General features: G+C 65.3%; 25 protein-coding genes and 1 riboswitch. Of the genes, 4 read left to right on the top strand and 21 right to left on the bottom strand.

The window, feature by feature from the left end; translation table 11 throughout:
- Nucleotides 1-5: 5 nt before the first annotated feature.
- Both QOU61_RS03965 and QOU61_RS03960 read right to left on the bottom strand, forming a co-directional pair.
- Nucleotides 6-1145, bottom strand: coding sequence for an invasion associated locus B family protein (locus QOU61_RS03965; protein ID WP_289656833.1), 1140 nt, complete (start codon nt 1143-1145; stop codon nt 6-8).
- Nucleotides 1146-1151: 6 nt separating this feature from the next.
- Nucleotides 1152-2291 (bottom strand): 2'-deoxycytidine 5'-triphosphate deaminase, encoded by a 1140-nt coding sequence (locus QOU61_RS03960; RefSeq protein WP_502876881.1) that lies wholly within the window; start codon nt 2289-2291, stop codon nt 1152-1154.
- Between the two features lie 78 nt (nt 2292-2369).
- Nucleotides 2370-2449, top strand: a riboswitch (SAM riboswitch).
- Between the two features lie 71 nt (nt 2450-2520).
- Here QOU61_RS03960 and QOU61_RS03955 point away from each other — a divergent pair.
- Nucleotides 2521-3723 (top strand): O-succinylhomoserine sulfhydrylase, encoded by a 1203-nt coding sequence (locus QOU61_RS03955; RefSeq protein WP_289656832.1) that lies wholly within the window; start codon nt 2521-2523, stop codon nt 3721-3723.
- 45 nt (nt 3724-3768) lie between these two features.
- Here QOU61_RS03955 and QOU61_RS03950 read toward each other — a convergent pair whose 3' ends face one another.
- The 3 genes from QOU61_RS03950 to QOU61_RS03940 are packed head-to-tail and all read right to left on the bottom strand — an operon-like array spanning nt 3769 to nt 6869.
- Nucleotides 3769-4794: a GDSL-type esterase/lipase family protein gene (locus QOU61_RS03950; RefSeq protein WP_289656831.1), complete on the bottom strand. Its 1026-nt coding sequence runs from the start codon at nt 4792-4794 to the stop codon at nt 3769-3771.
- A 12-nt stretch (nt 4795-4806) separates the two neighbouring features.
- Nucleotides 4807-5622, bottom strand: a complete 816-nt coding sequence (locus tag QOU61_RS03945; RefSeq protein WP_289656830.1) for an SGNH/GDSL hydrolase family protein — start codon at nt 5620-5622, stop codon at nt 4807-4809.
- Nucleotides 5619-6869, bottom strand: coding sequence for an OpgC domain-containing protein (locus tag QOU61_RS03940; protein ID WP_289656829.1), 1251 nt, complete (start codon nt 6867-6869; stop codon nt 5619-5621). Before QOU61_RS03940 ends, QOU61_RS03945 begins: the two co-directional genes overlap by 4 nt.
- 352 nt (nt 6870-7221) lie before the next feature.
- Here QOU61_RS03940 and apaG point away from each other — a divergent pair, with 352 nt between their 5' ends.
- A complete protein-coding gene (gene apaG, locus QOU61_RS03935) occupies nt 7222-7614 on the top strand; it encodes a Co2+/Mg2+ efflux facilitator ApaG/CorD (RefSeq protein ID WP_289656828.1) in 393 nt (130 codons plus the stop codon).
- 217 nt (nt 7615-7831) lie between these two features.
- Here apaG and QOU61_RS03930 read toward each other — a convergent pair whose 3' ends face one another.
- The 3 genes from QOU61_RS03930 to QOU61_RS03920 all read right to left on the bottom strand — a co-directional run bounded on the left by QOU61_RS03930 (nt 7832) and on the right by QOU61_RS03920 (nt 11143).
- Nucleotides 7832-8839: an Hsp33 family molecular chaperone gene (locus tag QOU61_RS03930; protein WP_289656827.1), complete on the bottom strand. Its 1008-nt coding sequence runs from the start codon at nt 8837-8839 to the stop codon at nt 7832-7834.
- Between the two features lie 175 nt (nt 8840-9014).
- The gene (gene argF / locus QOU61_RS03925) at nt 9015-9938 is read right to left on the bottom strand and encodes an ornithine carbamoyltransferase (protein WP_289656826.1); all 924 of its coding nucleotides are present in this window, start codon (nt 9936-9938) and stop codon (nt 9015-9017) included.
- Nucleotides 9935-11143, bottom strand: coding sequence for an aspartate aminotransferase family protein (locus QOU61_RS03920; RefSeq protein ID WP_289656825.1), 1209 nt, complete (start codon nt 11141-11143; stop codon nt 9935-9937). The genes argF and QOU61_RS03920 overlap by 4 nt, the downstream gene beginning before the upstream one ends.
- Before the next feature lie 465 nt (nt 11144-11608).
- Between QOU61_RS03920 and QOU61_RS03915 the strand changes: the two genes are divergently transcribed.
- Nucleotides 11609-12121, top strand: a complete 513-nt coding sequence (locus QOU61_RS03915) for a GcrA family cell cycle regulator (protein ID WP_289656824.1) — start codon at nt 11609-11611, stop codon at nt 12119-12121.
- Between the two features lie 169 nt (nt 12122-12290).
- On the opposite strand, the gene phoB is transcribed toward QOU61_RS03915, so the two are convergent.
- From phoB to QOU61_RS03850, 13 genes are all read right to left on the bottom strand, one after another.
- On the bottom strand, nt 12291-12995 hold the full coding sequence (gene phoB, locus QOU61_RS03910; protein ID WP_289656823.1) for a phosphate regulon transcriptional regulator PhoB: 705 nt from the start codon (nt 12993-12995) through the stop codon (nt 12291-12293).
- 58 nt (nt 12996-13053) lie between these two features.
- Entirely contained in the window at nt 13054-13773 is a 720-nt protein-coding gene (gene phoU, locus QOU61_RS03905) for a phosphate signaling complex protein PhoU (protein ID WP_289656822.1), read from the bottom strand.
- Between the two features lie 27 nt (nt 13774-13800).
- Nucleotides 13801-14622 carry a phosphate ABC transporter ATP-binding protein PstB gene (gene pstB, locus QOU61_RS03900; RefSeq protein WP_289656821.1) on the bottom strand — a complete coding sequence of 274 codons (822 nt, stop codon included), beginning with the start codon at nt 14620-14622 and terminating at the stop codon, nt 13801-13803.
- Nucleotides 14619-15470: a phosphate ABC transporter permease PstA gene (gene pstA / locus QOU61_RS03895; RefSeq protein ID WP_289656820.1), complete on the bottom strand. Its 852-nt coding sequence runs from the start codon at nt 15468-15470 to the stop codon at nt 14619-14621. Before pstA ends, pstB begins: the two co-directional genes overlap by 4 nt.
- Before the next feature lie 4 nt (nt 15471-15474).
- Nucleotides 15475-16464, bottom strand: coding sequence for a phosphate ABC transporter permease subunit PstC (gene pstC / locus QOU61_RS03890; RefSeq protein WP_289662243.1), 990 nt, complete (start codon nt 16462-16464; stop codon nt 15475-15477).
- A 178-nt stretch (nt 16465-16642) separates the two neighbouring features.
- Entirely contained in the window at nt 16643-17653 is a 1011-nt protein-coding gene (gene pstS, locus QOU61_RS03885; protein WP_289656819.1) for a phosphate ABC transporter substrate-binding protein PstS, read from the bottom strand.
- Between the two features lie 134 nt (nt 17654-17787).
- Nucleotides 17788-19098 (bottom strand): ATP-binding protein, encoded by a 1311-nt coding sequence (locus QOU61_RS03880; RefSeq protein ID WP_289656818.1) that lies wholly within the window; start codon nt 19096-19098, stop codon nt 17788-17790.
- A 59-nt stretch (nt 19099-19157) separates the two neighbouring features.
- Nucleotides 19158-20213, bottom strand: coding sequence for a lysylphosphatidylglycerol synthase domain-containing protein (locus QOU61_RS03875; protein WP_289656817.1), 1056 nt, complete (start codon nt 20211-20213; stop codon nt 19158-19160).
- Nucleotides 20214-20504: 291 nt separating this feature from the next.
- On the bottom strand, nt 20505-20960 hold the full coding sequence (locus QOU61_RS03870) for a GNAT family N-acetyltransferase (RefSeq protein WP_289656816.1): 456 nt from the start codon (nt 20958-20960) through the stop codon (nt 20505-20507).
- Nucleotides 20961-20985: 25 nt separating this feature from the next.
- Nucleotides 20986-21900, bottom strand: a complete 915-nt coding sequence (locus QOU61_RS03865) for a haloalkane dehalogenase (RefSeq protein ID WP_289656815.1) — start codon at nt 21898-21900, stop codon at nt 20986-20988.
- On the bottom strand, nt 21897-22487 hold the full coding sequence (locus QOU61_RS03860) for a TetR/AcrR family transcriptional regulator (protein ID WP_289656814.1): 591 nt from the start codon (nt 22485-22487) through the stop codon (nt 21897-21899). The genes QOU61_RS03865 and QOU61_RS03860 overlap by 4 nt, the downstream gene beginning before the upstream one ends.
- Nucleotides 22488-22580: 93 nt before the next feature.
- Nucleotides 22581-22877: a hypothetical protein gene (locus QOU61_RS03855; RefSeq protein WP_289656813.1), complete on the bottom strand. Its 297-nt coding sequence runs from the start codon at nt 22875-22877 to the stop codon at nt 22581-22583.
- A gap of 4 nt (nt 22878-22881) precedes the next feature.
- Nucleotides 22882-24276: an OmpA family protein gene (locus QOU61_RS03850; protein WP_289656812.1), complete on the bottom strand. Its 1395-nt coding sequence runs from the start codon at nt 24274-24276 to the stop codon at nt 22882-22884.
- A gap of 168 nt (nt 24277-24444) precedes the next feature.
- On the opposite strand from QOU61_RS03850, the gene QOU61_RS03845 reads away from it, so the two are divergent.
- Nucleotides 24445-25503: a polysaccharide deacetylase family protein gene (locus QOU61_RS03845; protein WP_289656811.1), complete on the top strand. Its 1059-nt coding sequence runs from the start codon at nt 24445-24447 to the stop codon at nt 25501-25503.
- Nucleotides 25504-25582 lie beyond the last annotated feature (79 nt).

Genomic DNA, 25582 nt, shown 5'->3' with positions numbered 1-25582 from the left:
CCCTCCTAAAACGCCACGGCGAGATCCTTCGCACCCGGAAGCTGGCTTTCGCGGTCCATCACCGCGTCGGTTGCCGACAGGAGTTTTGATACCACATTGTTGCGCTTCGCGACCGGATTGTGCTCGTAGCCCGAACGGTTGAAAAAGTTCGAGGTCGGCACCCTGGCACGCAACTCCTGCGGCATCGCGATCATGTCAAAACCGTTGCCGTCGCCGGTGAGATTCATCATCTCCAGCTCCGCCGCGGTCAACGGCGCCTGATAGCCGCGCTGTTTGGCAAAGACGACCGAGTTGAGCAGCTTCTGGGTCTGCAACAGCGGGCCGATGTCGATGTCGAGGTTGAGCGCGTGAATGCCGAGACCTTTCGGCGTTCCGGCCAGCCGCTCGTGCAGATTCCAGTCGTCGGGCACGCTTCGCGAGAACGCGACCATCTTCTGCAGGATCGCGATCTTGTTCTCCAATCGGCTTTTTGGTTCGCCGGAGAGCGAGGCCGCGCGCTTCTTCAGCGCCTCGATGAGCTGACGGCCCTGCTCGGCCAGCAGCTCGACGCTGTTGGTGGACAGGAGCTGATTGTAGCCGAGCGCAGTGGTGATCGCGGCAGCGCCGGGCGTGTCATATTCGAGACCCGCCTGCACGTCATATTTGCCGTTGCCGCCGGCCTCGAAACCATAGATGCGCACCGCCTGATCCCTGGTCAGCCCGGCTGCCGCGGCAACGCGCGCATAGGCGCGCTTGAAATCAATCTCGCTCGCAGGGCGCGTCGGCACGAACTCGAACTGCTCGGCAGCATGGCGCAGGAAATCGGCGACCACGGGCACGGGCGCCTTCGCGCCGGACGGATCGACCGGCTTCTTCGGCCCGGTATAGTCGGGCGGCTGCGTCAGCACATAGTCGTCGAGCGTGATCGCGCGATGCGCCCGCCGCTTGGCGGTGCGCGCGGCGCGCTTGGCCTTGACCTGCGCCCAATAGGGATCGGCAAGCTTGCCGTATTGCGCTTGTGCCGCGTCATATTCCGCGAGCCTGGCACGGTATTCGGCCATCTGCGCCGGCGTCGGCGCCTGCTTCGGCGCTTCGGTCTGCGCGGCGGCTGATGTCAGCGCGAGGGCAATCAGCGTGCTGAGAGCGAACCGCGCCTGCCGCCGCATCGCCGGCTACACCCGAAAGTGCTTGGAAAGCTTCAGCCCCTGCGCCTGATAGTTCGAGCCGATGCGCTGGCCATACATCGCGTCGGGACGCGCCAGCATCTTCTCATAGACGAGGCGGCCGACGATCTGGCCGTGCTCCAGGATGAACGGCACCTCGCGCGAGCGCACCTCCAGCACCGCGCGTGCGCCCTCGCCGCCAGCGCCCGCATAGCCGAAGCCGGGATCGAAGAAGCCGGCATAGTGCACGCGGAATTCGCCGACCAGCGGATCGAACGGCACCATCTCGGCGGCGTAATCCGGCGGCACCTGCACGGCTTCCTTTGACGCCAGGATGTAAAACTCGCCGGGATCGAGGATCAGGCTGCGATCGGGCCGCGCGGGGATCGCCTCCCAGAATTCGTCCACCGCATAGCCGGCGCGGCGGTCGACATCGACCACGCCGGTGTGACGCTTGGCGCGGTAGCCGACGAAGCCGTTCGCCTTTTCGCCGGAGAGATCGACCGACAGCGCCACGCCGCCGGCCAGATCGGCATCATCGCGATCGACCAGCCGCTCGGCGCCATGCAGCGCGTCGAGCTCGTCGGCACTGAGGATCGCTTCGCCGGTGCGGAAGCGCACCTGCGACAGCCGCGATCCTTCGCGCAGCAACACCGGAAATGTCTTCGGGCTGATCTCGGCGTAGAGCGGCCCGTGATAGCCCGCGCCAATCATGTCGAAGCGACGCGTGCCGTCGGCGATCACGCGGGTGAAGACGTCGAGCCGGCCGGTCGAGCTCTTCGGGTTGGCGGCAGCGACGATCTTCGGCGGCAGCGCCAGGCTTTCGAGCAGCGGCACGATGTAGACGCAATTGGTCTCCAGCACCGCGCCATCCGAGAGCGATATCTCGTGCAGCTTCAACTCGTCGATGCGCTCGGCCACGGTCGCGCCCGGCCCCGGCAGGAAGCTGGCGCGCACCCGATAGGCGATGTCGCCGAGACGCAGATCGAGGCTCGCCGGCTGGATCTGGCTCTCGACAAAGGGATAGGCCGGCAGGATCAGGCCATCGTCCGCCATCGCCGCGATCATGCGATCCGGCAAAATGCCGTTGGCGTGGGTAGGAAGCGAAAACGACACGATCTGGTCCTTGGGCGGTGGCCCCGACGTCATCCAAACTCCGAAAATATGCCCTTTTACCGGTTATCCGAACCCCGTCTTGACGGAAAGGTCAGGGGCGAATATGAGCATGACTTATCCCGTGGTGATTTGAGCCGGCCGGCTTGCAGCCACGTTAAATAAATCGCTAAACAGGCCGGGGACACGTGTGATCCCGGCCTTGAGGAGTTTTCCCAGGCCGGTTTTTTTGTGGCCGTTGTTCCATGGCCGCGATGGAGGTCCGATGTCCCAGTCTACCGCTCCGGCGGCCAAAACCCGCTACCGTCCCGAAACCCGCCTGGTCCACGCCGGCACGCTGCGCTCCGAATTCGGCGAGACCTCGGAGGGCCTGTTCCTGACCCAGGGCTATGTCTACGACAGCGCGGAGCAGTGCGAGGCGCGCTTCAAGGGCGAGGACCCCGGCTACATCTATTCGCGCTACTCGAACCCGACGATCGCGATGTTCGAGCGCCGCATGATCGAGCTCGAAGGCGCCGAGGCCGGCCGCTCGACCGCGACCGGCATGGCGGCGGTGACGACCGCGGTGCTGGCGCCGCTCAAGGCCGGCGATCACGTCGTGGCCTCCAAGGCGCTGTTCGGCTCCTGCCGCTATGTGGTGGAGGACCTGCTGCCGCGCTATGGCATCGCGTCCACGCTGGTCGACGGCCTCGATCTCGACCAATGGAAGCGCGCGGTGCGCCCGAACACCAGGAGCTTCTTCCTGGAGAGCCCGACCAATCCGACGCTCGACGTGCTCGACATCTCCGCGATCGCCGAGATCGCGCATGCCGCCGGCGCGCGGCTGATCGTCGACAACGTGTTCGCAACGCCGATCTGGCAGAGCCCGCTCGCGCTCGGCGCCGACGTCGTGGTCTATTCCGCGACCAAGCACATCGACGGCCAGGGCCGCTGCCTCGGCGGCATGATCCTGTCGTCGGAAGCGTTCATCGCCGAGCACCTGCACAATTTCATGCGCCAGACCGGTCCGTCGCTGTCACCGTTCAACGCCTGGGTGCTGCTGAAGGGGCTGGAGACGCTCGCGGTACGCGTGCGCGCGCAGACCGAGTCCGCGGGCAAGATCGCGGACGTGCTCGCGAACCATCCGAATATCTCGCGCCTGATCTATCCGGGCCGCGCCGACCATCCGCAAGCCGCGCTCGTGAAAAAGCAGATGCGCGCCGGCTCGACGCTGGTCGGCTTCGAGGTGAAGGGCGGCAAGCCCGCGGCCTTCCGCGTCCTCAACGCGCTCAAGATCGCGCGCATCTCGAACAATCTCGGCGACGCCAAGAGCCTCGTCACCCATCCGGCAACGACGACGCACCAGCGGCTGTCGATCGAGGCGCGCGCCGAGCTCGGCATTTCCGAGGGCTTCATCCGCTTCTCGACCGGGCTCGAGCATCCCGACGACCTGATCGAGGATCTCACGGCGGCGCTCGAGAAGGCGTGACGGCTTCACCCTCCCCCTCGAGGGGGAGGGTAAGCAGCGAGAGCCTCACATCGGCCGATAGGTCTGCACGTTGGACGGCACGGCGACGCCGAGCTTGATCTGGCCGACCGAGCGGATGATGTCGTCGCCGAGCAGTTGCGCGAAGCAGGCATAGCCCCAGTCGTTCATGTGCAAGCCGTCGGCGATGACGAATTCGTCGATCGGGATGGACTGCCGCTCGTGCCAGTCGCGCATCACGTCGAAGCGCGGGAAGATGCCGACATGGCGCAGCGCCGCGATGCGGCTGAGCAGCTTCACCATCTTGTTCGCGCTCTCGGCGCGCTCGGTGACCTTCGGCGAATATTGCGGATCGACCAGCACGACGTCGCTGCCGGCGGCCTGGATGCGTGCGACGCCTTCCTCCACGAGCTTGGCGGTCTCGCCCGGATCGAGATCGCGCAGCACGGCGTTGGTGCCGACCTGCCAGATCACGAGGTCCGGATGCATGTCGATCACCGAGGTCTGCAGCCGCTTCATCATCTCGGGCGCGTCCTCGCCGCCCTGGCCGCGGTTGATGACGGTGATGTCGGCCGTCGGATATTGCCGGTGCAACTGGGCAGCCAGCCGATTGGGATAGGTGAATTCCGGCGCGCTGGTGCCGTAGCCCACGGTCGATGACGAGCCGAAGGCGATGATCACCACCGGCTCGCCGGCGGCGAGCTTGGCCGCGACATGCGGCAGCGACCCGGTCGTGCCGGCGCCGCCTTTCGGCGGCAGGCACGGCACGCGGTTGAAAATGTCGCTCGCGGATTTGGCGACCTGCTTCACCTTGTCGATCGCCTTGGCTGTCAGGGTCCTCTGCTCCGGCGTGGCCGCCTTGTCGGCAGGGTTTGCGGCCACGGTCTGCGACTTCGTGCTCTCAGACGAGGCGTGCGGCTGCGACACCGGCGCTGCGCCCTCGGTTGCCGCCCGTGCCGGGCCTTGTGCGCGGACCGGCGACACCGCGCCCGGCAGCACCGCAAGCGCTGCAACCAGCGGCAGCGCCAGCGTCGAGCCTAAGGAAAAAGGGCCGTGAAAACGCATCGATCTCATTAACCAAAATTCCTAATTCTGCTGCTGCGTCGGCGCGAGATGCGACGCGTCGATGACAAATTTCGACAATGCGCGGGCCAGGCAATCATGGACGCGCTTGGCAAGGTCGAGCCCGCGCGAGGCGCTGAACAGGTCGAAGTCGCCCTGGTCGTTCCATTGCCGCATGATGCCAAAGCGATCGAACAAGGGCACGTCGTGCTCCTGCGCCACCACGCGCATATTGTCGAGATAGGGCGGCACGGAGATCATCGTCTCGGTTCGCGGACTGTATTGCAGGTTCATCAGGACCACGTCGGCACCCGCCTTTTGCAACGCAACAACGCCTTCGGTGACTGCGTTGCGAAAATCATCGGGATCAATCGATCGCATAGCATCGACGGTGCCGGTCTGCCAGATGACCAAAGTAGGCCTCTTGTCGTCCATCAGCTTGGCAAAGCCGCTGGCCGTCTCCTCCGCGGTCTTCTTGACCTGTAGTTCTACGGAGAGATTAACCGTGATCTGCGGCAGCGCCTGCTTCAGCGCGGCCTCCAGGCGCGCCGGATAGGCGCTCGCCTCGGAAGCGCTGATGGTGGAGGAGCGGCTGCCGACCACCAGCACGTTGAGCGGCTGGCCGTCCTTCACCGCAGCCGCCACCTTGGGCAGCGCGCTTTCGGTCGTGAGCAGATAGGCCGGCACATCGCAGACCGGCCTGCTTTCCTGCGGCTTGCCCTTGTCCTCGTCCTGGCTGCTTGCCTGGCTGTTGTCCTGGCCCTTTTCCTGGGCGTGCAGCGGCGCGGCGAACAGGCAACCGCCCAGCACCATCAGGCCAATGATAGCCCGCGCCCTCATAGACTTCCCCCCGCCATATCAGCGTTGCCGATGCCGCCCTTTCGCGGAGCGCTCTTGTCGGCCACGCGCTTGTACCACGAAATCACCCAGGCCATCGCGCACATGATGAGGATCCCGACGACGCTGATCAACGCGTGCAGCGCAGCACCGCCGGTGACTTCGGCCAGGATGAAGTGGCCGGCAAAGGCGAGGAACACGCCAAGGCAGAAGATCTCGAGCGAATGCTGGCCGCACAGGATCATCGGCCGGAGCCAGGGCGATTTCAGCCCCGGCCAATCCTTGCGCAGGAAGCGCACCGTGATCGCCGCAAGCGCCAGGAAATGCGCAAAGCGCAGCACGTCGAGGTCGGTCTTGTTGATCGGATACATCCATTGCTCGAGCCGGCGCGGCATCAGGTGATTGAGCTGCGGGAAGTACCAGGTCATGGTAACGAAGAAGGCAAAGACCAGATACGCCGCACAAATCCACAGCGTCACCGGCGAAGCGAGGATGCGTGTCATCCGCTGCGCGCCGCCGAGCGCGCACCAGGCGCCGAACACGAACAGGAGCTGCCAGGCGAACGGATTGAAGGCCCAGAAGCCGTTCGGATAAGCCGACAGATAGAGATCATATTCCCAGGTGACGGCATAGAGCAGCACCGACAGCCCGAGCGTGAGATCGGTCTTCCAGCGCATCAGCGCCAGTATCACGGGCAGAAACAGCATCAGCACGATGTAGAGCGGCAGCACGTCCATGTTGACGGGCCGGAAGCGCAGCAAGAGCGCCTGCACGATGGTGACGTCGGGCTGCTTCAGGAAATCCATGATGCCCATCTCTTCGGTGTAGAGCGGGTTCTCGAAGCTGGTCGCGACGTAGGAAATCTCGGCGAGGAAGATCGTGAACAGGAAGACATGGGCGACGTAGATCTGCCAGACCCGGCGCAGGATGCGCGCGGTCGCCACCACGAAGCCCGACTCCATCATGGCGCGGCCGTAGACGAAGGCGGCGGTGTAGCCGGAGATGAAGATGAAGATCTCGGTGGCGTCGGAAAAGCCGTAATTGCGGATCGTGAACCAGGTGAGAATGTTCGGCGGCAGGTGGTCGATGAAGATCAGCCAGAGCGCGAGCCCCCGGAACAGGTCGAGCCTGAGCTCGCGCTCGCTGACCACAGGCATGGTGATCGCGGGCGCGGCGACGGTTTCGCGCGCGGCGACTTCCTGCGTTCCGGTAATCGGCACGGCGCCGACTTGATCAGCAATGGACGTCATCTCTCACCACATAGCGGCCATTCGCCACAGGCAGAAAACATAATATCGGCCCGTGGCTTACAAGCCTAGTGGTCCGATTCTGACATTCGCATCCCACTTGAGGAGGCACGTTTTGCGAATGTCAGAATCGAAGGACCACTAGCCAGATATTAATTCTAGTGGAGCTTTGGATTTGACGTTCGCATAAGGGAACCGCGGCAAATGGGTAGCGAACGTCAAATCCGCTCCACTGGTTGCGAACTCGCAGGGGTCGGATGCGCGCGACTTAGGACGGAACTGTGTTGAAAGCGCGATTGGCGCAACGACGCCGCGGCAATTGGTTCCGACAACTATTTTCGGCTAAGATGGCGGCATGTATCGCGCCGTTACCCGCCAGATCGAAGTCACCGTCGAGCCTAATTTCATGCCGGAGCGCTCGTCGATCGAGAATTCGCGTTATTTCTGGTCCTACACGATCGTGATCACCAACGCCGGCGAGGAAACGGTGCAGTTGCGCACCCGGCACTGGATCATCACGGATGCATCCGGCCGCCAGCAGGAGGTGCGTGGCGAGGGCGTGGTCGGCGAGCAGCCGGTGCTGGCGCCGGGCGAGCGCTTCGAATACACCTCCGGTGTCCCGCTGACGACTGCGTCCGGCTTCATGACCGGCCGCTATCAGATGGTCAGCGAGAGCGGCGAGCGCTTCGAGATCGACGTGCCGACCTTTTCGCTCGACAGACCCGACGGCAAGCGCGTGCTGAATTGACGCGCGATAAGCGCGTCATCCCGGGGCGCGCTTATCGCGAGCCTCAGATGCGCAATTGCGCATCGGGGAATCTGGAGCCGCAAACTCGCTGATCTTCTTTCTTGTGAGCGCGCGCAGGGGGCAAATGCGCCTGCACGCCGTGGCTCACCCCACCCGTCATGTCGTTCGCTTCGCTCTCGACATGCCACCCTCCCCGCAAGGGGGAGGGATAAAAGAGCTACGCCGCGCCCTCTTCCGCGCCGGCCTCGTGCGGGGTGAACTCGTAGACCGAGGAGCAGAACTCGCAGGTCACGACCACCTTGCCGTCCTTGACCATCTCGGCACGGTCCTTCGGCGCGAAGCTCTTGAGCATCGCGGACACCGCGTCGCGGGAGCAGGAGCATTGCGCCTTCAGCGGCAGCGGCGCGAATACCCGGACGCCGCGCTCGTGAAACAGCCGGTACAACAGCCGCTCGCCCGACAGATCAGGATCGATCAGCTCGATGTCTTCGACGGTTGAAGCCAGCGACTTGCCTTCGACCCAGGCGTCGTCCTCCGCGACCACATGGGGGGCGGTGCCTTCCGGCGCATCGCCGGGATGGAGGTCGGCCTGCCGCGCGCGCTCCGGCGCCTTCGGCAGGAACTGCACCAGCATGCCGCCGGCGCGCCAGCGATGCTCGCCGCCTTCGCGCCATTCCTCGCCGACCGCGAGCCGCACACGGGTCGGGATCTGCTCGGAGCGCAGGAAATATTCGTGGGCGGCATCCTCGAGGCTGCCGCCGTCGAGCGCGACCAGACCCTGATAGCGGCTCATGGTGGGACCGCGATCGATGGTCATGGCGAGATGGCCCTTGCCGAGCAGCGCGCCCGACGTGAGGCCGTCCTTGAGGCGGGCCCGGTCGAAGCGCGCATAGGCGCGCAACCGGTCCGGCGCCTGGAAGTCCACGATCAGGAACGACACCGGACCGTCGGTCTGGGTCTGCAGCAGGAAGCGGCCCTCGAATTTCAGGGACGTGGCGAGCAGCGTCGTCAGCACGATCGCTTCGCCCAACAGCTTGCCGACCGGCGCGGGGTAATCATGCTTGGTGAGGATGTCGTCGAGCAGCGGGCCGAGCCTCGTCAGGCGGCCGCGCAGGTCGAGCGGCGCGACCTCGAAGGGCAGCACGGTGTCGTCCAGCGGAACCGCCGACGGCGCCCGGATCGGGCTCTGCGGCGAGCTTTTGGTGTCGGGAGATTGTGAAACCATGGCGCCTATCTGGGGTCGCTCGCGACGAAACAAAAGGGCTTGACAGTCCTCCCGTCGAACGCCCGGACCCATGACCACAGCCGTCGGCGGCTGCGGCAGAGCATGTCGGCCATGATGCGCGAACGAGGGAACGCGCGCGTCCTGGCGGAAGCCAGGACGACACGACCGGATAATCCTACCCGGCCACGTCAAAACACCAGGCCAGGATGCCCTTTTGCGCATGCAGGCGGTTTTCGGCCTCGTCGAACACCACCGATTGCGGCCCGTCGATCACCTCGTCGGTGACCTCTTCGCCGCGATGGGCCGGCAGGCAATGCATGAACAGCGCATCGGGCTTGGCGAGCGACATCAGCTTGGCGTTGACCTGGTAGGGCTGCAGCAGATTGTGGCGGTGCTCGCCGTCCTTGTCGCCCATCGACACCCAGGTGTCGGTGACGACGCAGTCAGCGCCGCGCACCGCGGCTTCCGGATCGTTGCCGAGCACGATCGGCGCGTCGGTGGCCTTGATCCAGTCGCGCATCGTCTTGTTCGGCGCAAGCTGCGGCGGGGTCGCGACATTGAGCTTGAACTTGAAGCGCTCGGCCGCATGCGCCCACGACGCCAGCACGTTGTTGTCGTCGCCGGTCCAGGCCACGGTCTTGCCTTCGATCGACCCGCGATGCTCCTCGAAGGTCATCACGTCGGCCATCACCTGGCAGGGGTGCGAGCGCCGCGTCAGCCCGTTGATGACCGGCACCGTGGCGTGCGCGGCAAGTTCCAGCAGCGCGTCGTGGTTGAGGATGCGGATCATGATGGCGTCGACGTAGCGCGACAGCACGCGCGCGGTGTCGGCGATGGTCTCGCCGCGGCCGAGCTGCATCTCCTGACCCGTCAGCATGATCGCTTCGCCGCCGAGCTGCCGCATGCCGACGTCGAAGGAGACGCGGGTGCGCGTCGAGGGCTTCTCGAAGATCATCGCGAGCACCTTGCCGTCGAGCGGCCTGGTGCCCTTCTCATGCGCCTTGAGCTTTGCCTTCATGGCGCTGGAGGCGGCGAGCACCCGCCTGAGCTCGGAGAGCGGCAGCTCGCTGATGTCGAGGAAATGACGCGGCGTCTTCATTGCGCTGCCGCCTTATTCGCGCCGCCTGCAAGCGCCGCGCAGGCGCGCTCCAGGCATTGCACGGACTGCTCGATCTCCGCTTCGCTCACGATCAGCGGCGCGAGGAAGCGGACGACGTTGTCGCCGGCGCCGACAGTCAGGAGCTTCTGCTCGCGCAAGCGCGTGACGAGATCGCCCGAGGGCACCACCGCCTTGACGCCGATCAAGAGGCCCTCGCCGCGCACTTCCGAGAGCACGGTCGGATAACGGTCGACGACGGAAGCGAGCTTCTGCTTCAGCAGCAGCGACATCTTCTGCACATGCGCGAAGAAGCCGGGCTTGAGCATGACGTCGAGCACGGCATTGGCGGCTGCGATCGCCAGCGGATTGCCGCCGAAGGTCGAGCCGTGCGAGCCCGGCGCCATGCCGGAGGCGGCCTCCGCGCTCGCCAGCACCGCGCCAATCGGAAAACCGCCGCCGAGCGCCTTGGCGAGCGACATCACGTCAGGGGTAACGCCGAGCCGCTTGTAGGCGAACAGCTCGCCGGTGCGGCCCATGCCGGTCTGCACCTCGTCGAAGGCGAGCAGAAGGCCGCGCTCGTCGCAGAGCTGGCGCAGCGCCTTGAAGAAGGCCATCGGCGCCGAGCGCACGCCGCCTTCGCCTTGCACGGGCTCGATCAGGATGCCGGCGGTGTGGGGACCGATCGCCTTCTTCACCGCCTCGATGTCGCCATGCGGCACCTGGTCGAAGCCGTCAACCGGCGGCCCAAAACCTTCGAGATATTTGGCGGAGCCGGTGGCGGCGAGCGTCGCGAGCGTGCGGCCGTGGAAGGCGCCCTCGAAGGTGATGATGCGGTAGCGCTCGGGATGGCCCTTGGAGAAGTGATAGTGGCGCACCAGCTTGATCACGCCCTCCATCGCTTCCGCGCCGGAATTGCAGAAGAACACGAGGTCGGCGAAGCTCTCATCGCACAGCCGCGCGGCGAGCTTCTCGCCATCGGGGCTCTTGAACAGGTTCGACATGTGCCAGAGTTTCGTCGCCTGCTCCTGCAGCGCCTTGACCAGATGCGGATGCGCGTGGCCGAGCGCGTTGACCGCGACGCCCGAGGTGAAATCGAGATAGCGCTCGCCGTTGGTCGCGACCAGCCAGCAGCCTTCGCCGCGTTCGAAGCCGAGGTCGACCCTGGCGAAAACCGGAAGCAGATGCGACGTGGCGCTGTTGGTCATGGCGGTCACTTGAGCGTTCGAGAACAATGATGATGCGCGCATTGGCGCGGCCGCATCAACAGCAGAAAACAAAACGTGCCGCCTTTTCAGGGCGGCACGTAGAAGCATTCTAGGCGCGCAGAGATGGGTGTCAATGCCGTCAGGCGCAGGCTGCGCGGGGCCTGTGCCGCCCGTAACATTGCGGTGTGGTGGAAAAGACAAAATCAAATGCATAAGTAACGGAACATGTGGACGTCGTGGCCGGGGACTCTTGCGCCCGAGTCACGCCATATTGTAGCGTTTGGGCCGTCGGATACGACATCTCGTGCGGCGGTTCTGACCCTCAAGAGTGTTAACGGTTCGCGTAAACGTCCGGGCGCGCCTGATCGGCCCGGCGAGGGTTAAGGGATTCTGCGCGCAGGGATTTTTTTTGGCATCGCAGCACCGCCTGGCAAGCGGCCGGCGCTACGCGAAGGGAAGAGCGTGATGACGGTATTGACCTGGTCCGACGAGCGCGTCGAGCAGTTGAAGAAACTCTGGGAGGCCGGCCTGTCGGCGAGCCAGATCGCCGCCGAGCTCGGAAACGTGACGCGCAACGCGGTGATCGGCAAGGTGCATCGGCTCGGCCTTTCGGGCCGCGCCAAGAGTCCATCGTCGGCGGCGCCACGCCAGCGCAAGGCGCGCCCCGCCCAGCACATGATGCGGGTATCGCGCCCGGTCTCGCGCGGCAACACGGCGCTCGCGCACGCCTTCGAGGTCGAGCTCGAGCCCGATCCGATCGCCTATGACAACGTGGTGCCGATGAGCCAGCGGCTGTCGCTGCTCGAATTGAACGAGGCCACCTGCCATTGGCCGGTCGGCGATCCCGCCAGCCCCGACTTCTTCTTCTGCGGCGGCAAGGCGCTTGCCGGACTGCCCTATTGCGCACATCACTCGCGGGTCGCCTATCAGCCCGCCGCCGATCGAAGGCGGCCGTCGACCAAGCCGAATTCGAGGTAGGCTCGCTCGCCGGCGGATGTCGTCCCCGCGAAGGCGGGGACTCCGAACCACTGAACCACGTGGTCATTTCGAGCTGTCGATGCAGCTCGTCCAAGCAATCAAGACCTGCGGTTATGGGTCGCGGCCCGCGCGGAGCCTATCAACGCGCGCGTTCGCGGGACGACGGCGATCACTCCGCGGCTTTGGCGAAGCGGTCGTCGAGCGCGTAGCCGGCGCCGCGGACGGTGCGGATCGGATCCTGCTCGCGGCCCGGATTGAGCAGCTTGCGCAGGCGGCCGATATGCACGTCGACGGTGCGCTCGTCGATATAGATGTCGCGGCCCCAGACGCTGTCGAGCAGCTGCTCGCGGGAAAACACCCGGCCCGGGTGCTCGAGGAAGAATTCGAGCAGGCGATACTCGGTCGGGCCGAGATCGATCGGACGGCCGGATCGCGCCACGCGGCGCTTCTCGCGATCGAGCTCGATGTCACCATAGGCGAGCACGGTTGCGAGCCGTTCGGGGCTCGCACGACGCAGCAGGCCTTTCACGCGCGCCAGGAGTTCCGGCACCGAGAACGGCTTGACGATGTAGTCGTCGGCGCCGGTCGCAAGCCCGCGGACGCGCTCGCTCTCCTCGCCGCGCGCGGTCAACATGATGATCGGAAGCTGCTTGGTCTCGGGCCGCGCCCGCAGGCGCCGGCACAGCTCGATGCCGGACAGGCCCGGCAGCATCCAGTCCAGCACGATCAGGTCGGGAACGCGTTCCTTCATTCGCGTGTCGGCATCGTCACCGCGCGCCACCGTCTCGACCTCGTAGCCGTCTGCCTCGAGGTTGTAGCGCAACAGCGTGGTCAGCGCCTCCTCATCCTCCACCACCAGTATGCGCGCGCTCATGGCTAGGTCTTCTCCATTGGCTTGAGCCGTGGCCTGATCCGCTGCTTCGCCCCGCGGCTTAATTGTTGCCCGGAATCGTGGCAGCGAAGGTCGTCATGTCACCCTTCGGACGCTTGTCGAGAATCTGCTGGCCTTCGATCATGTAGAACACGGTTTCCGCGATATTGGTCGCATGGTCGCCGATCCGCTCGATGTTCTTGGCGCAGAACATCAGGTGAATGCAGAACGAGATGTTGCGCGGATCTTCCATCATGTAGGTGAGCAGTTCGCGGAACAGCGAGGTGCAGATGGCGTCGACCTCCTCGTCGCCCTTCCATACGCTCATCGCCGCCGGCAAATCGTGCGCCGCATAGGCGTCGAGCACGCTCTTGACCTGCTGCTGAACGAGGTCGGTCATGTGCTCCAATCCGCGGATCAGCTTCAAGGGATGGAAATCGCTTTCCAGCGCGGCGACGCGCTTGCCCATGTTCTTGGCGAGGTCGCCGATCCGCTCGAGGTCGATCGCCACCCGCATGGCGCCGACGATCTCGCGCAGGTCGACCGCCATCGGCTGGCGCCGCGCGATGGTCAGCACCGCGCGCTCCTCGATCAGGCGCTGCATGTTGTCGATCTCGAGGTCGGCCGCGACCACGCGCTGGCCGAGCGCGATGTCGTGGCGCACCAACGCGTCGACGGATTCGACGATCATGCGTTCGGCGAGGCCGCCCATCTCCGCTACCAGGCGGGTGAGTTCCTGCAGGTCGCTGTCGAAAGCCTTGGCGGTGTGTTCAGAAGCCATGTGTCAAAATCCTCCGCGGTCAGCGTGTCAGCCGAAGCGGCCGGTGATGTAGTCCTGGGTACGCCGATCGCTCGGCGAGGTGAAGATCTTGCTGGTCTCGTCGAACTCGATCAGCTCGCCGAGATACATGAAGGCGGTCTTGTCGGAGACGCGCGCCGCCTGCTGCATGTTGTGAGTGACGATCGCGATCGTGTACTGCTCGGACAGTTCCTGGATCAGCTCCTCGACCTTGGCGGTGGAGATCGGATCGAGCGCCGAGCACGGCTCGTCGAACAGGATCACCTCCGGCCGCACCGCCACCGTGCGGGCGATGCAAAGCCGCTGCTGCTGGCCGCCGGACAGGCTCAATCCGCTGGCGTTCAGCTTGTCCTTGACCTCGTTCCAGAGCGCGCCGCCGCGCAGCGCCTTCTCGACCCGGTCGTCCATCTCGGACTTGGAAATCCGCTCGTAGAGGCGGATGCCGAAGGCGATGTTCTCGTAGATGGTCATCGGGAACGGCGTCGGCTTCTGGAACACCATGCCGACCCGCGCGCGCAACAGGTTGAGGTCGAGCCGGGGGTCCAGGATATTGGTCTGGTCGAGCATCAACTGCCCACTGGCGCGCTGGCCCGGGTAGAGGTCGTACATCCGGTTGAAGATGCGCAACAGCGTCGACTTGCCGCAACCGGAGGGACCGATGAATGCCGTCACCCTGTTGGTGCCGAGCGTCAGGTTGATGTTCTTCAGCGCGTGGTTCTCGCCATAGTAGAAATTGAGGTTGCGAGCGGTCACCTTGGCGGGCGCCTCCGGCAGCGGCACCGAATGGCCGTGCGAGCTTGCGGTACTCATGGATACAGAAAGATCGTTCATTTTGCGCTCCTCTCGGCGCCCAGGATGCGCGCGCCGATATTCAGCGCGAGCACGGTCAGTGTGATCAGCAGGGCCCCGCTCCATGCGAGTTGCTTCCAGTAGGCATACGGGCTCTGCACGAAGTTGTTGATGGTCACCGGCAGGTTGGCCATCGTCTTGGTCAGGCTCAGGCTGAAGAACTGGTTGGACAGCGCGGTGAACAGCAGCGGCGCGGTTTCGCCGGCGACGCGTGCGGTCGCGAGCAGCACGCCGGTGATCAGGCCGCTTCGCGCCGCGCGGTAGGCGATCCTCTTGATCACCAGCGAGCGCGGCAGCCCGAGCGCGCTCGCGGCTTCCCGCAGCGGGTTCGGCACCAGCAGGAGCATGTCCTCGGTGGTGCGCAGCACGACCGGGATCACGATCACCGCAAGCGCGAGCGAGCCCGCGATCGCCGAGAAGCCTTTCATCGGCACCACCACCGCGCCGTAGATGAAGAGACCGATGATGATCGACGGCGCGCTGAGCAGGATGTCGTTGATGAAGCGGATCACCGAGGTGAGGCGGTCGTTGCGGCCATATTCGGCGAGGTAGGTGCCGGCGAACAGGCCGAGCGGCGCGCCGATCCCGACCCCGATCCCGGTCATGATGATCGAGCCGGTGATGGCGTTGAGCAGGCCGCCTTCGGTCGAGCCGGGCGGCGGCGTGTTCTCGGTGAAGACCTGCAGGTTGAGGCCGGCGATGCCGTTATAGAACAGCGTGAACAGGATCAGCGCGAGCCAGGTGACGCCGAACAGCGCCGCGCAGACGCACAGCCCGCGGACGATGATGTCCCGGCGGCGGCGGCGCGCATAGATCGAGTTGAGGGCCATGGCGCTAGTTCCCCGCCTTCTTTTCCAGGCGCAGCAGCATCAGCCGCGCGGCGGCAAGCACGATGAAGGTCAGCACGAACAGCAGCAGGCCGAGAAGGATCAGGCCCGATTGATGCAGGCCGTCGCTTTCGGCGAACTCGCTGGCGATCGCCGCCGAGATCGTGGTGCCCGGCGAGAAGATCGATCCGGTGATGCGGAACGAATTGCCGATGATGAAGGTCACCGCCATGGTCTCGCCGAGCGCGCGACCGAGCGCCAGCATGATGCCGCCGATGACGCCGACGCGGGTATAGGGAATGACCACGCTGCGCACGACCTCCCAGGTGGTGCAGCCGACGCCGTAGGCGGCCTCCTTCAGCACCGGCGGCACGGTGCGGAACACGTCGACCGAGATCGCGGTGATGAACGGCAGCACCATGATCGCGAGAATCAGCGCCGCGTTGAACAGGCTGAGATAGGACGGCGGGCCGGCGAAAATCGCTCCTAGCACCGGCACGCCGTCGAACAGGTGGATCATCGCCGGCTGGAAGGTGTAGGCCAGGAACGGCCCGAGCACGAAGAAGCCCCACATGCCGTAGATGATCGAGGGGATGCCGGCGAGCAGCTCGATCGCAATGCCGATCGGGCGGCGCAGCCATTGCGGGCAGAGCTCGGTGAGGAAGATCGCGATGCCGAGGCCGACGGGAATGGCGATCAGCATCGCGATGAAGGAAGTCACCAGCGTGCCGTAGATCGGCCCGAGCGCGCCCAGCACCGGCGGGTCGGCCGAGGGCGCCCAGCGCTGCGTGGTCAGGAAGCTCACGCCATATTCCCGCATCGCGGGCCAGGCACCGACGATCAGCGACAGGATGATGCCGCCAAGGATGAGCAGCACCGAAATCGCCGAAGCGCGGGTGATCCAATAGAAGGTGATGTCGCCGAGCTTGAAGGCACTGAGTGCCTTGGCGCGATCGTAAGGCCCGGCGGCTTGCAACGCGTCGCTTTCAACGGCCATCTCTGCCACGCCAATCCCCTGGTCTCTAGCAGCTTACGCGATCCGGGCCGCGTTTGGCTGGGTCCGGTTTCTCTTTCGTTTGCGCCTTCTCTTGAAGAAGGCGACGCGGGTGGTTCGAGCCGCCCGCGCCCCTGTACCTGAAGACCGGGCCTCCCCTGGCCAGGGGAGGAGCAGGCCTTTAGCTCTTGATATCCGACGACCAGGTCTTCTCGATCAGATCGACGACGTTGGCCGGCATCGGAATGTAGTCGAGCTCCTCGGCCATCTTGCCGCCGTTCTTGAACGCCCAGCGGAAGAACTTGATGGCTTCCTGCGAGGCCGCCTTGTCGGTCGCATCCTTGTGCATCAGGATGAAGGTCGAGGCGGTGATCGGCCAGGACTTGTCGCCGGGCTGATCGGTCAGGATGACGTAGTAGCCGGGCGCATGCGTCCAGTCGGCGTTCGCGGCGGCCGCCTGGAAGGTCTCGACCGTCGGCTGCACGGACTTGCCGGCCTTGTTGACCATCGCGGTGTAGACCAGCTTGTTCTGCTTGGCATAGGCGTACTCGACATAGCCGATCGAGTTCTTGGTCTGGCCGACGTTGCCGGAGACGCCTTCATTGCCCTTGGCGCCGACACCGGTCGGCCACTCGACCGCCGTGCCCTCGCCAACCTTGCTCTTCCAGTCGGCGCTGACCTTGGAGAGATAATCGGTGAAGTTGAAGGTCGTGCCGGAGCCGTCGGAACGGCGCACAACGGTGATGGCCTCGGACGGCAGCTTCACGTTCGGATTGAGCTTCTTGATCGCGGGATCGTCCCACTTGGTGATCTTGCCGAGATAGACATTGGCGAGCGTCTCGCCGTCGAACACCATCTCACCGGGCTTCACGCCCTCGATGTTGACCACCGGAACGATCGCGCCCATCACCATCGGCCACTGCGCGAGGCCATCCTTCTCGAGCTGGTCGGCCTTCAGCGGCATGTCGGTGGCGCCGAAGGTGACGGTCTTGGCCTGGATCTGCTTGATGCCACCGCCGGAGCCGATCGACTGATAGTTCAGACCGTTGCCGGTTTCCTTTTTGTAGGCATCCGCCCATTTCGAATAGATCGGGAATGGGAACGTCGCACCCGCGCCGGTGATGTCGGCGGCGAACGCCGAGGTCGAAGCGGCGACCAAGCCGGCGGCGACGATTGCTTTGACGAAATTCATGCTGATCTCCATCTGGTGAGCGAAGCGTCTGGCACGCCCGATCGCGCTCACGCCGGTCCGTTTAGGAGCGGTCGGTGCTCGTTTTACGAAGGTTAGATGACACTTGGATGACAGCACTAAACAGCTGAAAAATATCAGCTTTGCGCTACCGCGGGGGTCCGTATCTGGGGGAAACAGGCGGTAAAGGTGGCGCCGTGCCGCGGCAGGCTTTCGATCAAAAGACGGCCGCGGTGACGGTTAAGAATATGTTTCACCAGCGATAAACCGAGTCCGGTTCCACCCTGCGCACGGCTGTCGCCGACATCGACCCGATAGAAGCGCTCGGTGAGCCGCGGCAGATGTTCCGGCGCGATGCCGGGGCCGAAATCGCGCACCATCACCCGCACCTCCGGCGTGCCTTCGCCGGAAACGGCCGAGGACAGCGACACGATCACCCGGCCGCCGGAAGCGCCGTATTTCAGCGCGTTCTCGATCAGGTTCTCGAACAGGCGGAGCAGTTCCTCGCGATCGCCGGCGATCACGACCGGCGCCTCCGGCAGGTCGGTCTCGACCACGACCTGCCGCTCGCGCGCGAGCGGCTCGAGACCATCGGCGACCTGGCGGATGATCGGCACGATGTCGACCTGGGTATCGGGGCGGACATGGGCCGACAGTTCCACCCGCGACAGCGACAAGAGATCGTCGATCAGGCGCGCCATGCGGGTTGCCTGCGCATGCATGATGCCGAGAAAACGCTCGCGCGCCTTGGCGTCGTCCTTGGCCTGGCCCTGCAGCGTGTCGATGAAGCCGGAGAGCGCGGCGAGCGGCGTGCGCAGCTCGTGGCTGGCATTGGCGACGAAATCGGCGCGCATTTCCTCGACCCGGCGCAGCGGCGTCTGGTCGTGGAAGGTCAACAGCATGCATTTGTCGGTGCCGCCGAACAGCGTCGGTACCGGAACCGGCGAGATGATCAGCTCCATCCAGCGGTCGACCGGCGCGTGATCGTGATACATCGCCCGCCGCGGCTCGGACGTGGCGATCGCCTCGCGCAGCGCGTTGATGATCTCCGGCGAGCGCAGCGCGAATTGCGCGAGCTCGTGCCGCCGCAGCGCCGGCGCGAGCTGGGCCGCGGCGACGTTGAGGTGGATGACGCGGCCGGCCCGGTCCAGCAGCACCGCGGGATCCGGCATGCCGGCGACCACGGCGGCAACCGCCGCCGTCTCGACCGGATTGACGCCGCGAACGTCCTCGCGGGAGGTCGCGGCATTGTGCAGCCGCCAGGGCACCAGCGCCGCGGCGGCGATGCAGATGAACACCGCGGCAGCGCGGATCGGCGACAATTCGCCGAGCGCAACCACCACCGAGAGCGCGAGCGCGGCGGCAAGCAGGATGATCGCGGAATGCCGCAGCCGATCCGACCACGGCGAGAACGACGGGGGAGAGGATGTGGGAGCGTCTATCGCCATCGGGCCCTTTTCCGCCAGTCAGGTCCGCCAAGTGAGGTCCGCAAGGTCAGGTCCGCAACTCAGGCGCCGCCGTCGCTGCGTTCCCTTACGTAAGCAGCCTCTGGCGCAGATCCGGGGTCAAGCTTGAGCGCCGCCTGACGCAGACGCTTCGATCGAGCGCCGAGGATAACCTCCCGAAACGTCAGCAAGATTACAGATATGACGAAGGGCGCAATATAATAGAGCAGGCGGAACAACAGCATACCGGCAAGGAGGTCCTCCCGGTCCATTTGCCACAGGCCGACCAGCATCGCCGCGTCGAACACCCCGAGGCCGCCCGGCGAGTGACTGGCGAAGCCGAGCAGCGTCGCCGACACGAAGATGACGGCGACCACGACAAAGCCGAGATTGGGCTCGTCCGGAACCAGCACATACATCGCGAGCGCGCAAAAGCTGAGATCGATGATCCCGATCGCGATCTGCAGCAGCGTCATCGGGCCGCCCGGCAGCACCACGGTCCACGGGCCGCGGCCCACCACCCGGGGCTGGCTCCAGACCCAGGCCACATAGCCGGCGAGCGCGAGGATGATCGCGATCGCAACGGTGCGGTTGAGCCAGGGCGGCAGCTGATCGATCGAAGCGGCGGCTTCAGGATGATAGGCGATGCCGAGCCCGAGCACCGCCGCGTTGCCGAGCCAGAAGGTCAGGCCGGCGAGGAAGCAGATCTTGGCGACGTCGATCGCGTTGAGGCCCCAGTTCGAGTAGATGCGGTAGCGCACCGCGCCGCCGGTGAAGACGCTGGCGCCGACATTGTGGCCGATCGAGTAGCTGGTGAAGGCGGCGAGCGCGTTGACGCGATAGGGCACGTTGCGATGGCCAATCGCCCGCACCGCGAACAGATCGTAGAAGGTCAGCGTGAAATATCCGGCCGCCACGAACAGCGCCGCGAGCGCGATCTGGCGCAGGTCGGTACCCTTGATCGCTTCGATGACCTCGAACGTGTCGATGCCGCGGAGCATGTGATAGAGCACATAGCAGGCGATCCCGATCACGGTCACGCTGATGGCGACCCCGAGTTTGTGCAGGATTTGCTTCTGTCGCAGCAATGAGATCGCCCCGCGTATGGCTTCCAGCATCTACACCTCAATCCAGCGACGCCAACAGATGGGCGATCCTCGACGCCGGCTCATTGCGCCTGCTCCCCGGGGCCCTGTGGTAGCGCGTTTTGAGCCGGAGTGGAATTCGCAGGATGAGAATAAAACGCGGTCGTTCAACATATTACGGGATTATACGGTGTCCTTGCGCGGCGGCAGAATACATCTTTTGCCACATCGTTCGGCGGAGGCCGAATCTTGGGCAATATTGTGCGCATGCGGCAATGAAGGTTTGATGATCCGGCCGGCGTCTTCCCGCCGCAGGCCCGGTCCTCACCCGGCGCCTTGCGCCCGGATCAGGTAGCCGCCGGCCTCGGCCCTGGCGGGATCGTCAAAGATCGCCATGGCGGTCGCCATGCGGCGAAAACCGAAGCTTTCGTAAAAGGATTCCTTGCCCGGCACCGCATACAGGATGATCTTGCGGTGCGATGCCGACAGGCCGACCAGGCGGCCGACGATCGCCTTGCCGAGCCCCTGCCCCTGATGGCTCGGATGCACCGCGATGTCGCAGATGTAGGAGCAATCGCGGCCGTCGGCGAGCGCCCGCCCCGCGCCCACCAGCCGACCGGAATCGAAGGCGAAGGCGCGAAACATGCTGTTTTCGAACACCAGGCGAAGGTCGGACGCCGGCTTGTTGCCGAGCGGGGCCACGCGATAGAGGGCGGAAGCCTCTTCCCAATCGATGCCGGCCAGGTCTTCCGTCCATGTGATCGAGGCCGGCACCACCATTGCAATCTCCCCAAAAAAGACCGGATCAGGCGGCTTGCCGGTGCGGCCGGCCACGCGCCGCCTCGATGCCGGCGATCCAGCCTGCGACCGAACGGCCGATCGCTTCGGGATGATCCTCCTGCAGATAATGCAGGCCGGGCCCCAGGTGAATGAGGGCGGCGTTGTGCAGGCCGGCCACGAAGCGGCTTGCGAAATCCGGCGATACCAGCGCGCCCGGCTCGCCGACGAACAAGAGTTTTGGATAGGTCGATGCGGCGAGCGCTGCGTGCGCCGCTTCGAGCGCGCGCCAGACGTCGGCGGGCTCGCCGGCGATCGGCAGCTCGCGCGGCAGCGCCAGCGTCGGACGGCGGCTGTCGCGGGTTTTGAACGGGGCGCGATAGGCTTCCATCTCCGCCTCGCTGAGCTTGCGCAGGATCGAGCCCGGCAACACACGTTCGACGAACGCATTGCCGTCCAGCACCATCGCCTCGCCTTCGCCCGCAGTCCTGAGCTTGCGGAAGGTTTCGCGCGCCATTTCCTGCTGGTGAAAATCCGACCATTGCGGCATCGGCCGGATGAACTCCATGAAGGCGAGCCCGCGCACGAAGTCCGGCCGGCGGGCGGCGAGATGAAAGGCGAGCGCCGTGCCCCAGTCCTGCGCCACGAGATAGGCCGAATTGATGCCGAGATCGTCGATCAGCGCGTCGAGATAGTGTGCCTGGTCGGCGAAGCGATAGGCGATATCGGGCTTGCCCGACTGGCCGAAGCCGATCAGATCGGGCGCGACGCAGCGGGCAACCGGCGCGACCAGCGGCATGATGTTGCGCCAGATATAGGACGAGGTCGGATTGCCGTGCAGGAACAGCGCGACGGGTGCCTCGGCCTGGCCCGTTTCACGATAGGCCATGCTGGTTCCGAGCAGGACGTGGTGGCGAAGGGTGATGTCGGCTTGCTTGCTCATGTTGGCTCCCTGAACACGGTTTGGAATGCGATGGTCTTGAAACGCTCCAGCGGCGCCGCGCTGCGCTCGACCTTCATGCGCAGGATCGCGCCCTGCCACGACGCCAGCAGGAAATCGGCGAGATCGTCGGCCGGAAAATCGGAGGCGATCTCGCCCGCGCGCTGCGCCTCGCCGATGCAGGCCGCGAACGGCGCGCGCCATTCGGCGAAGATCGCGGCAAGGCGCGTGCGCAACGCCTCGCTGCTGCCGGATGCTTCCAGGCTGAGATCGCCGATCAGGCAGCCGCGGGCAAAGCCGTCGCCTTCGAGCTTGCCAGTGATGATGTCGAGATAGCGCTTCAGCCGCGCGCGGGGCTGAAGCGAGGCATTGCCGAGCGCTTCGGCGACGAGGCCGCGCGTATAGGTGAAATAGCGCTCCAGCACTTCGCCGGCGAACGCTTCCTTGGAGCGGAAATGGTTGGTGAAGGAGCCCTGCGGCGCGCCGGCGGCGGCGGTGATGTCGCGCACGCTGGTGCCGTGATAGCCGGTGCGGAACATGGCCTGAAGGCCGGCGTCGATGATGGTGTCTTTCAGGGATGGCTTGGGCATGCGCGATCAATACGTACGTACGTATTGATTGTCAATACAGAAAATAGCTCGCAGCCAAGCCCTTGGAAAATCAGCTTGAAATGGGTGAAAGCCTCAGACCGCCGGCCGGCTGCGCGAAACCACCCAGCCGCGCAACGCCGAACCCATCGTGCAGCCGACCAGATAGCAGGCGAACAGGATCAAGCCGAGATCGAGCCAGTAACCGGGACGGCCGGGAACGATGCGCGCCAGCGAAGCGGCGACCAGCACCACGGCGACTGCGGCGAGCCAGCGCGCCAGCACCTTCGAGACGCCCTGCCCGCGATGCACGACCGCGATCCATCCGGCGGCCAGCCCGATCAGGAAAGCCCCCAGCAGGAAACCCCAGTGAAACGTCGCGAGAAATGCCATCGCCTCACCTCACCACGAATTCGATGCGGCGGTTCTCCGCCTTGCCCTCATCGGTGTCGTTCGATGCCACCGGCTGGCTGCTGCCATAGCCCACCGCCGTAAAGCGGTCCGCCGGCAGGCCGGCCTTGACCAGATAGTCCGCCACCGCCTGCGCGCGCTTCTCCGACAGCGCCTTGTTGGAGGCATCGTCACCATCGGCATCGGTATGCCCGGCGATCTCGATGCCGGCCGCCGGGCACCGCGCCGCGATCTCGACCAGGCGATCGAGCAGCCCGGCGGAGTCGGCCGAGATGTCGGCGCGTCCGGATTCAAAGCGGATCTTGCCCTTCGACAACAGTTCCGAAAACAGCTGCTGGCACACGGTGGCGTCGACCGGCGCGGAAGCCGGCTTCACCGAAATGTCCGCCTTGTACTGCCAGCCTTGCGGAAACTCCTTGCCGAGGCTGCCCCTGATCTGGCTGCCGGCCGCGTCGTAAAGCGCGTCGCCCGAGAGCTTCACTTCGCGATCCGACACCACGAGCGTGCCGGTCGACAGCCGCGACAGCGCCCCGAGCGCCGGCACCACCGCGGCGGCAAACCCCGATGGCGCCCCCAGGCTGGCCTTGAGGTTGTCGACCACCTTTTCGTTGAAGAATTTGCGCTCGGCCGCGGCCGCGATCGCGGCATGGGCGTTATTGTCAGGCACATAGCCGGACAGGGTCAGCGTCACCGCGACCGGATCCTTGTAGGCCTGGAAGACGTAAGGCGGCGCCTTGATCTCGTTGGCGGCGACCGCAAAGCCTTCCGGCAGGTTCTTCAGCGCCGCCGCAATCGCCTCGCGTCCGCCGAGCTCCCGCGCCATACCCGACAGCGTCACCTTGTCGTCGGCGATCGCGATCTTGCCGTCCTTCAACTTGCCGATCTGGTCGATCAAGAGCAGCGCGGCGCCCTCGAAGCGCGGCGGCGCTCCGCGCGCGAGCCCCATCTGGTCGACGACCTCGACGCCGCCGAGCGCGGCGCGCGCGGCATCGAGCAGCTTGGCCTTGCTGGCCGGCAGCGGCGCGCTGCCCGACAGCGTGACCCGGACGACGTCGCGCTCGGCCGTCCAGACGAAGGGTTTTGCCTCCGGCACGAGCTGGGTCTCGTCATTGACCAGCCGCACGCCGGGCACGGCTTCAACGGCCGCCACCGCACTGTGACGGCCATCCCCGGAAAACGCCTCCGCCGACAGCGCCACGTCGCGTCCGGCCACCGTCACCCTGGTCTTGTTAAGCACGATATCCTTCAGCGCCGCCGTGCTCTGGCCGGCGAGCTCGGATTCCACCGGGACGGTGTTGGTCCAGCAGGCGACCACCCAGAGAACGGCAAGGGGAACTACACCCGGCCACCATTTGCTGCTCCACCTGAAGGGTCCGTGCATTCGACATCCTGCTGGGTAAGGAAGGTGAGAGAAAACAAACCCTTGCTGGGCTGTCAAACTGGAAATGGCAGGCATGCGCGGGCGCCGCCCTGCCCCGCGGCTAACCCTTTGTTCAGCGGTCTTTCGCTAACGTCACGATAACACCTAACGGACCCCTAACTTCCCGCAATGAAGCAGTTTCGCAACGCTGTCATCCGCGCCGGGTTGGGCGCGCTGTATTTCAGCGGCGCGCATCACCTGCTGCGGCCGATCTTTGCCGGCGTCGGCGCCGTTTTCATGCTGCATCACGTGCGTCCCGCGCGCGAGATGGCATTCCAGCCCAACCGCCATCTGGAAGTCACACCCGAATTCCTCCGCGTGGTGCTCGCCCATCTGCGATCCCGCGACATCGACATCGTCACCATGGACGAAGTGCATCGGCGCCTGGTCGAGCGGGATTTCTCGCGCCGTTTCGCCAGTTTCACCTTCGATGACGGCTACCGTGACAACCGCGATTTCGCGCTGCCCGTGATGCGCGAATTTGACGCACCCTTCACCGTCTATGTCGCAAGCGACTTTGCCGAAGGCAGCGGCCGGCTGTGGTGGATCGCCCTCGAAAGGGCGATCGCGAAGGCGTCCGCCATCGAGATCGGTTTCGCCGGCGCGCCGACGCGGCTCGACGCGACGACGCCGGCTGCCAAGCAGGCCGCCTATGACCGCCTGCACGACTGGCTGCGTGCGCTGCCCACCGAGGCCGACCTGAGGCGCGAGATCGGCGCGCTGTGCGCACGCCACGGCATCGACGAAGCCGCGATCTGCCGCGAGCTCTGCCTCTCCTGGGACGAATTGAAGCCGTTTGCGCGGGAAGCCCTCGTCGGCATCGGCGCGCATACCATCACCCATTGCAACCTCGCCGGACAGAGCGAAGCGGTCGCCATGGAAGAGATGGCACAGAGCCGGGCACGGATCGAGACCGCGCTCGGACGCTCCGTCACCCATCTTGCCTATCCCTATGGCGACCGGATCGCGGCGGGCCAACGCGAATTCGCATTGGCGCGCGCGGCAGGCTTCAAGACCGCGGTGACGACACGGCCCGGCATGATGTTCCGCGAAAGCGCCGATCACCTGACCGCGCTGCCGCGCGTCTCGCTCAACGGCAACTACCAGGATGCGCGCATCCTCCCCGTTCTGACCTCGGGGGCCGCAACCGCGATGTGGAACGGTTTTCGCCGCGTCGACGCGGCGTAGATAGCCATCGTCCCGGCCAAGCCGCAGGCGCTCGCCGGTTGGGGCCACGAGTCCGTAGAAGGAACATCGGACCGTGGTT

This window comes from Bradyrhizobium sp. NP1 (assembly GCF_030378205.1).
Lineage (GTDB): Bacteria > Pseudomonadota > Alphaproteobacteria > Rhizobiales > Xanthobacteraceae > Bradyrhizobium.
This window is presented reverse-complemented; position numbering and strand designations above follow the sequence as displayed.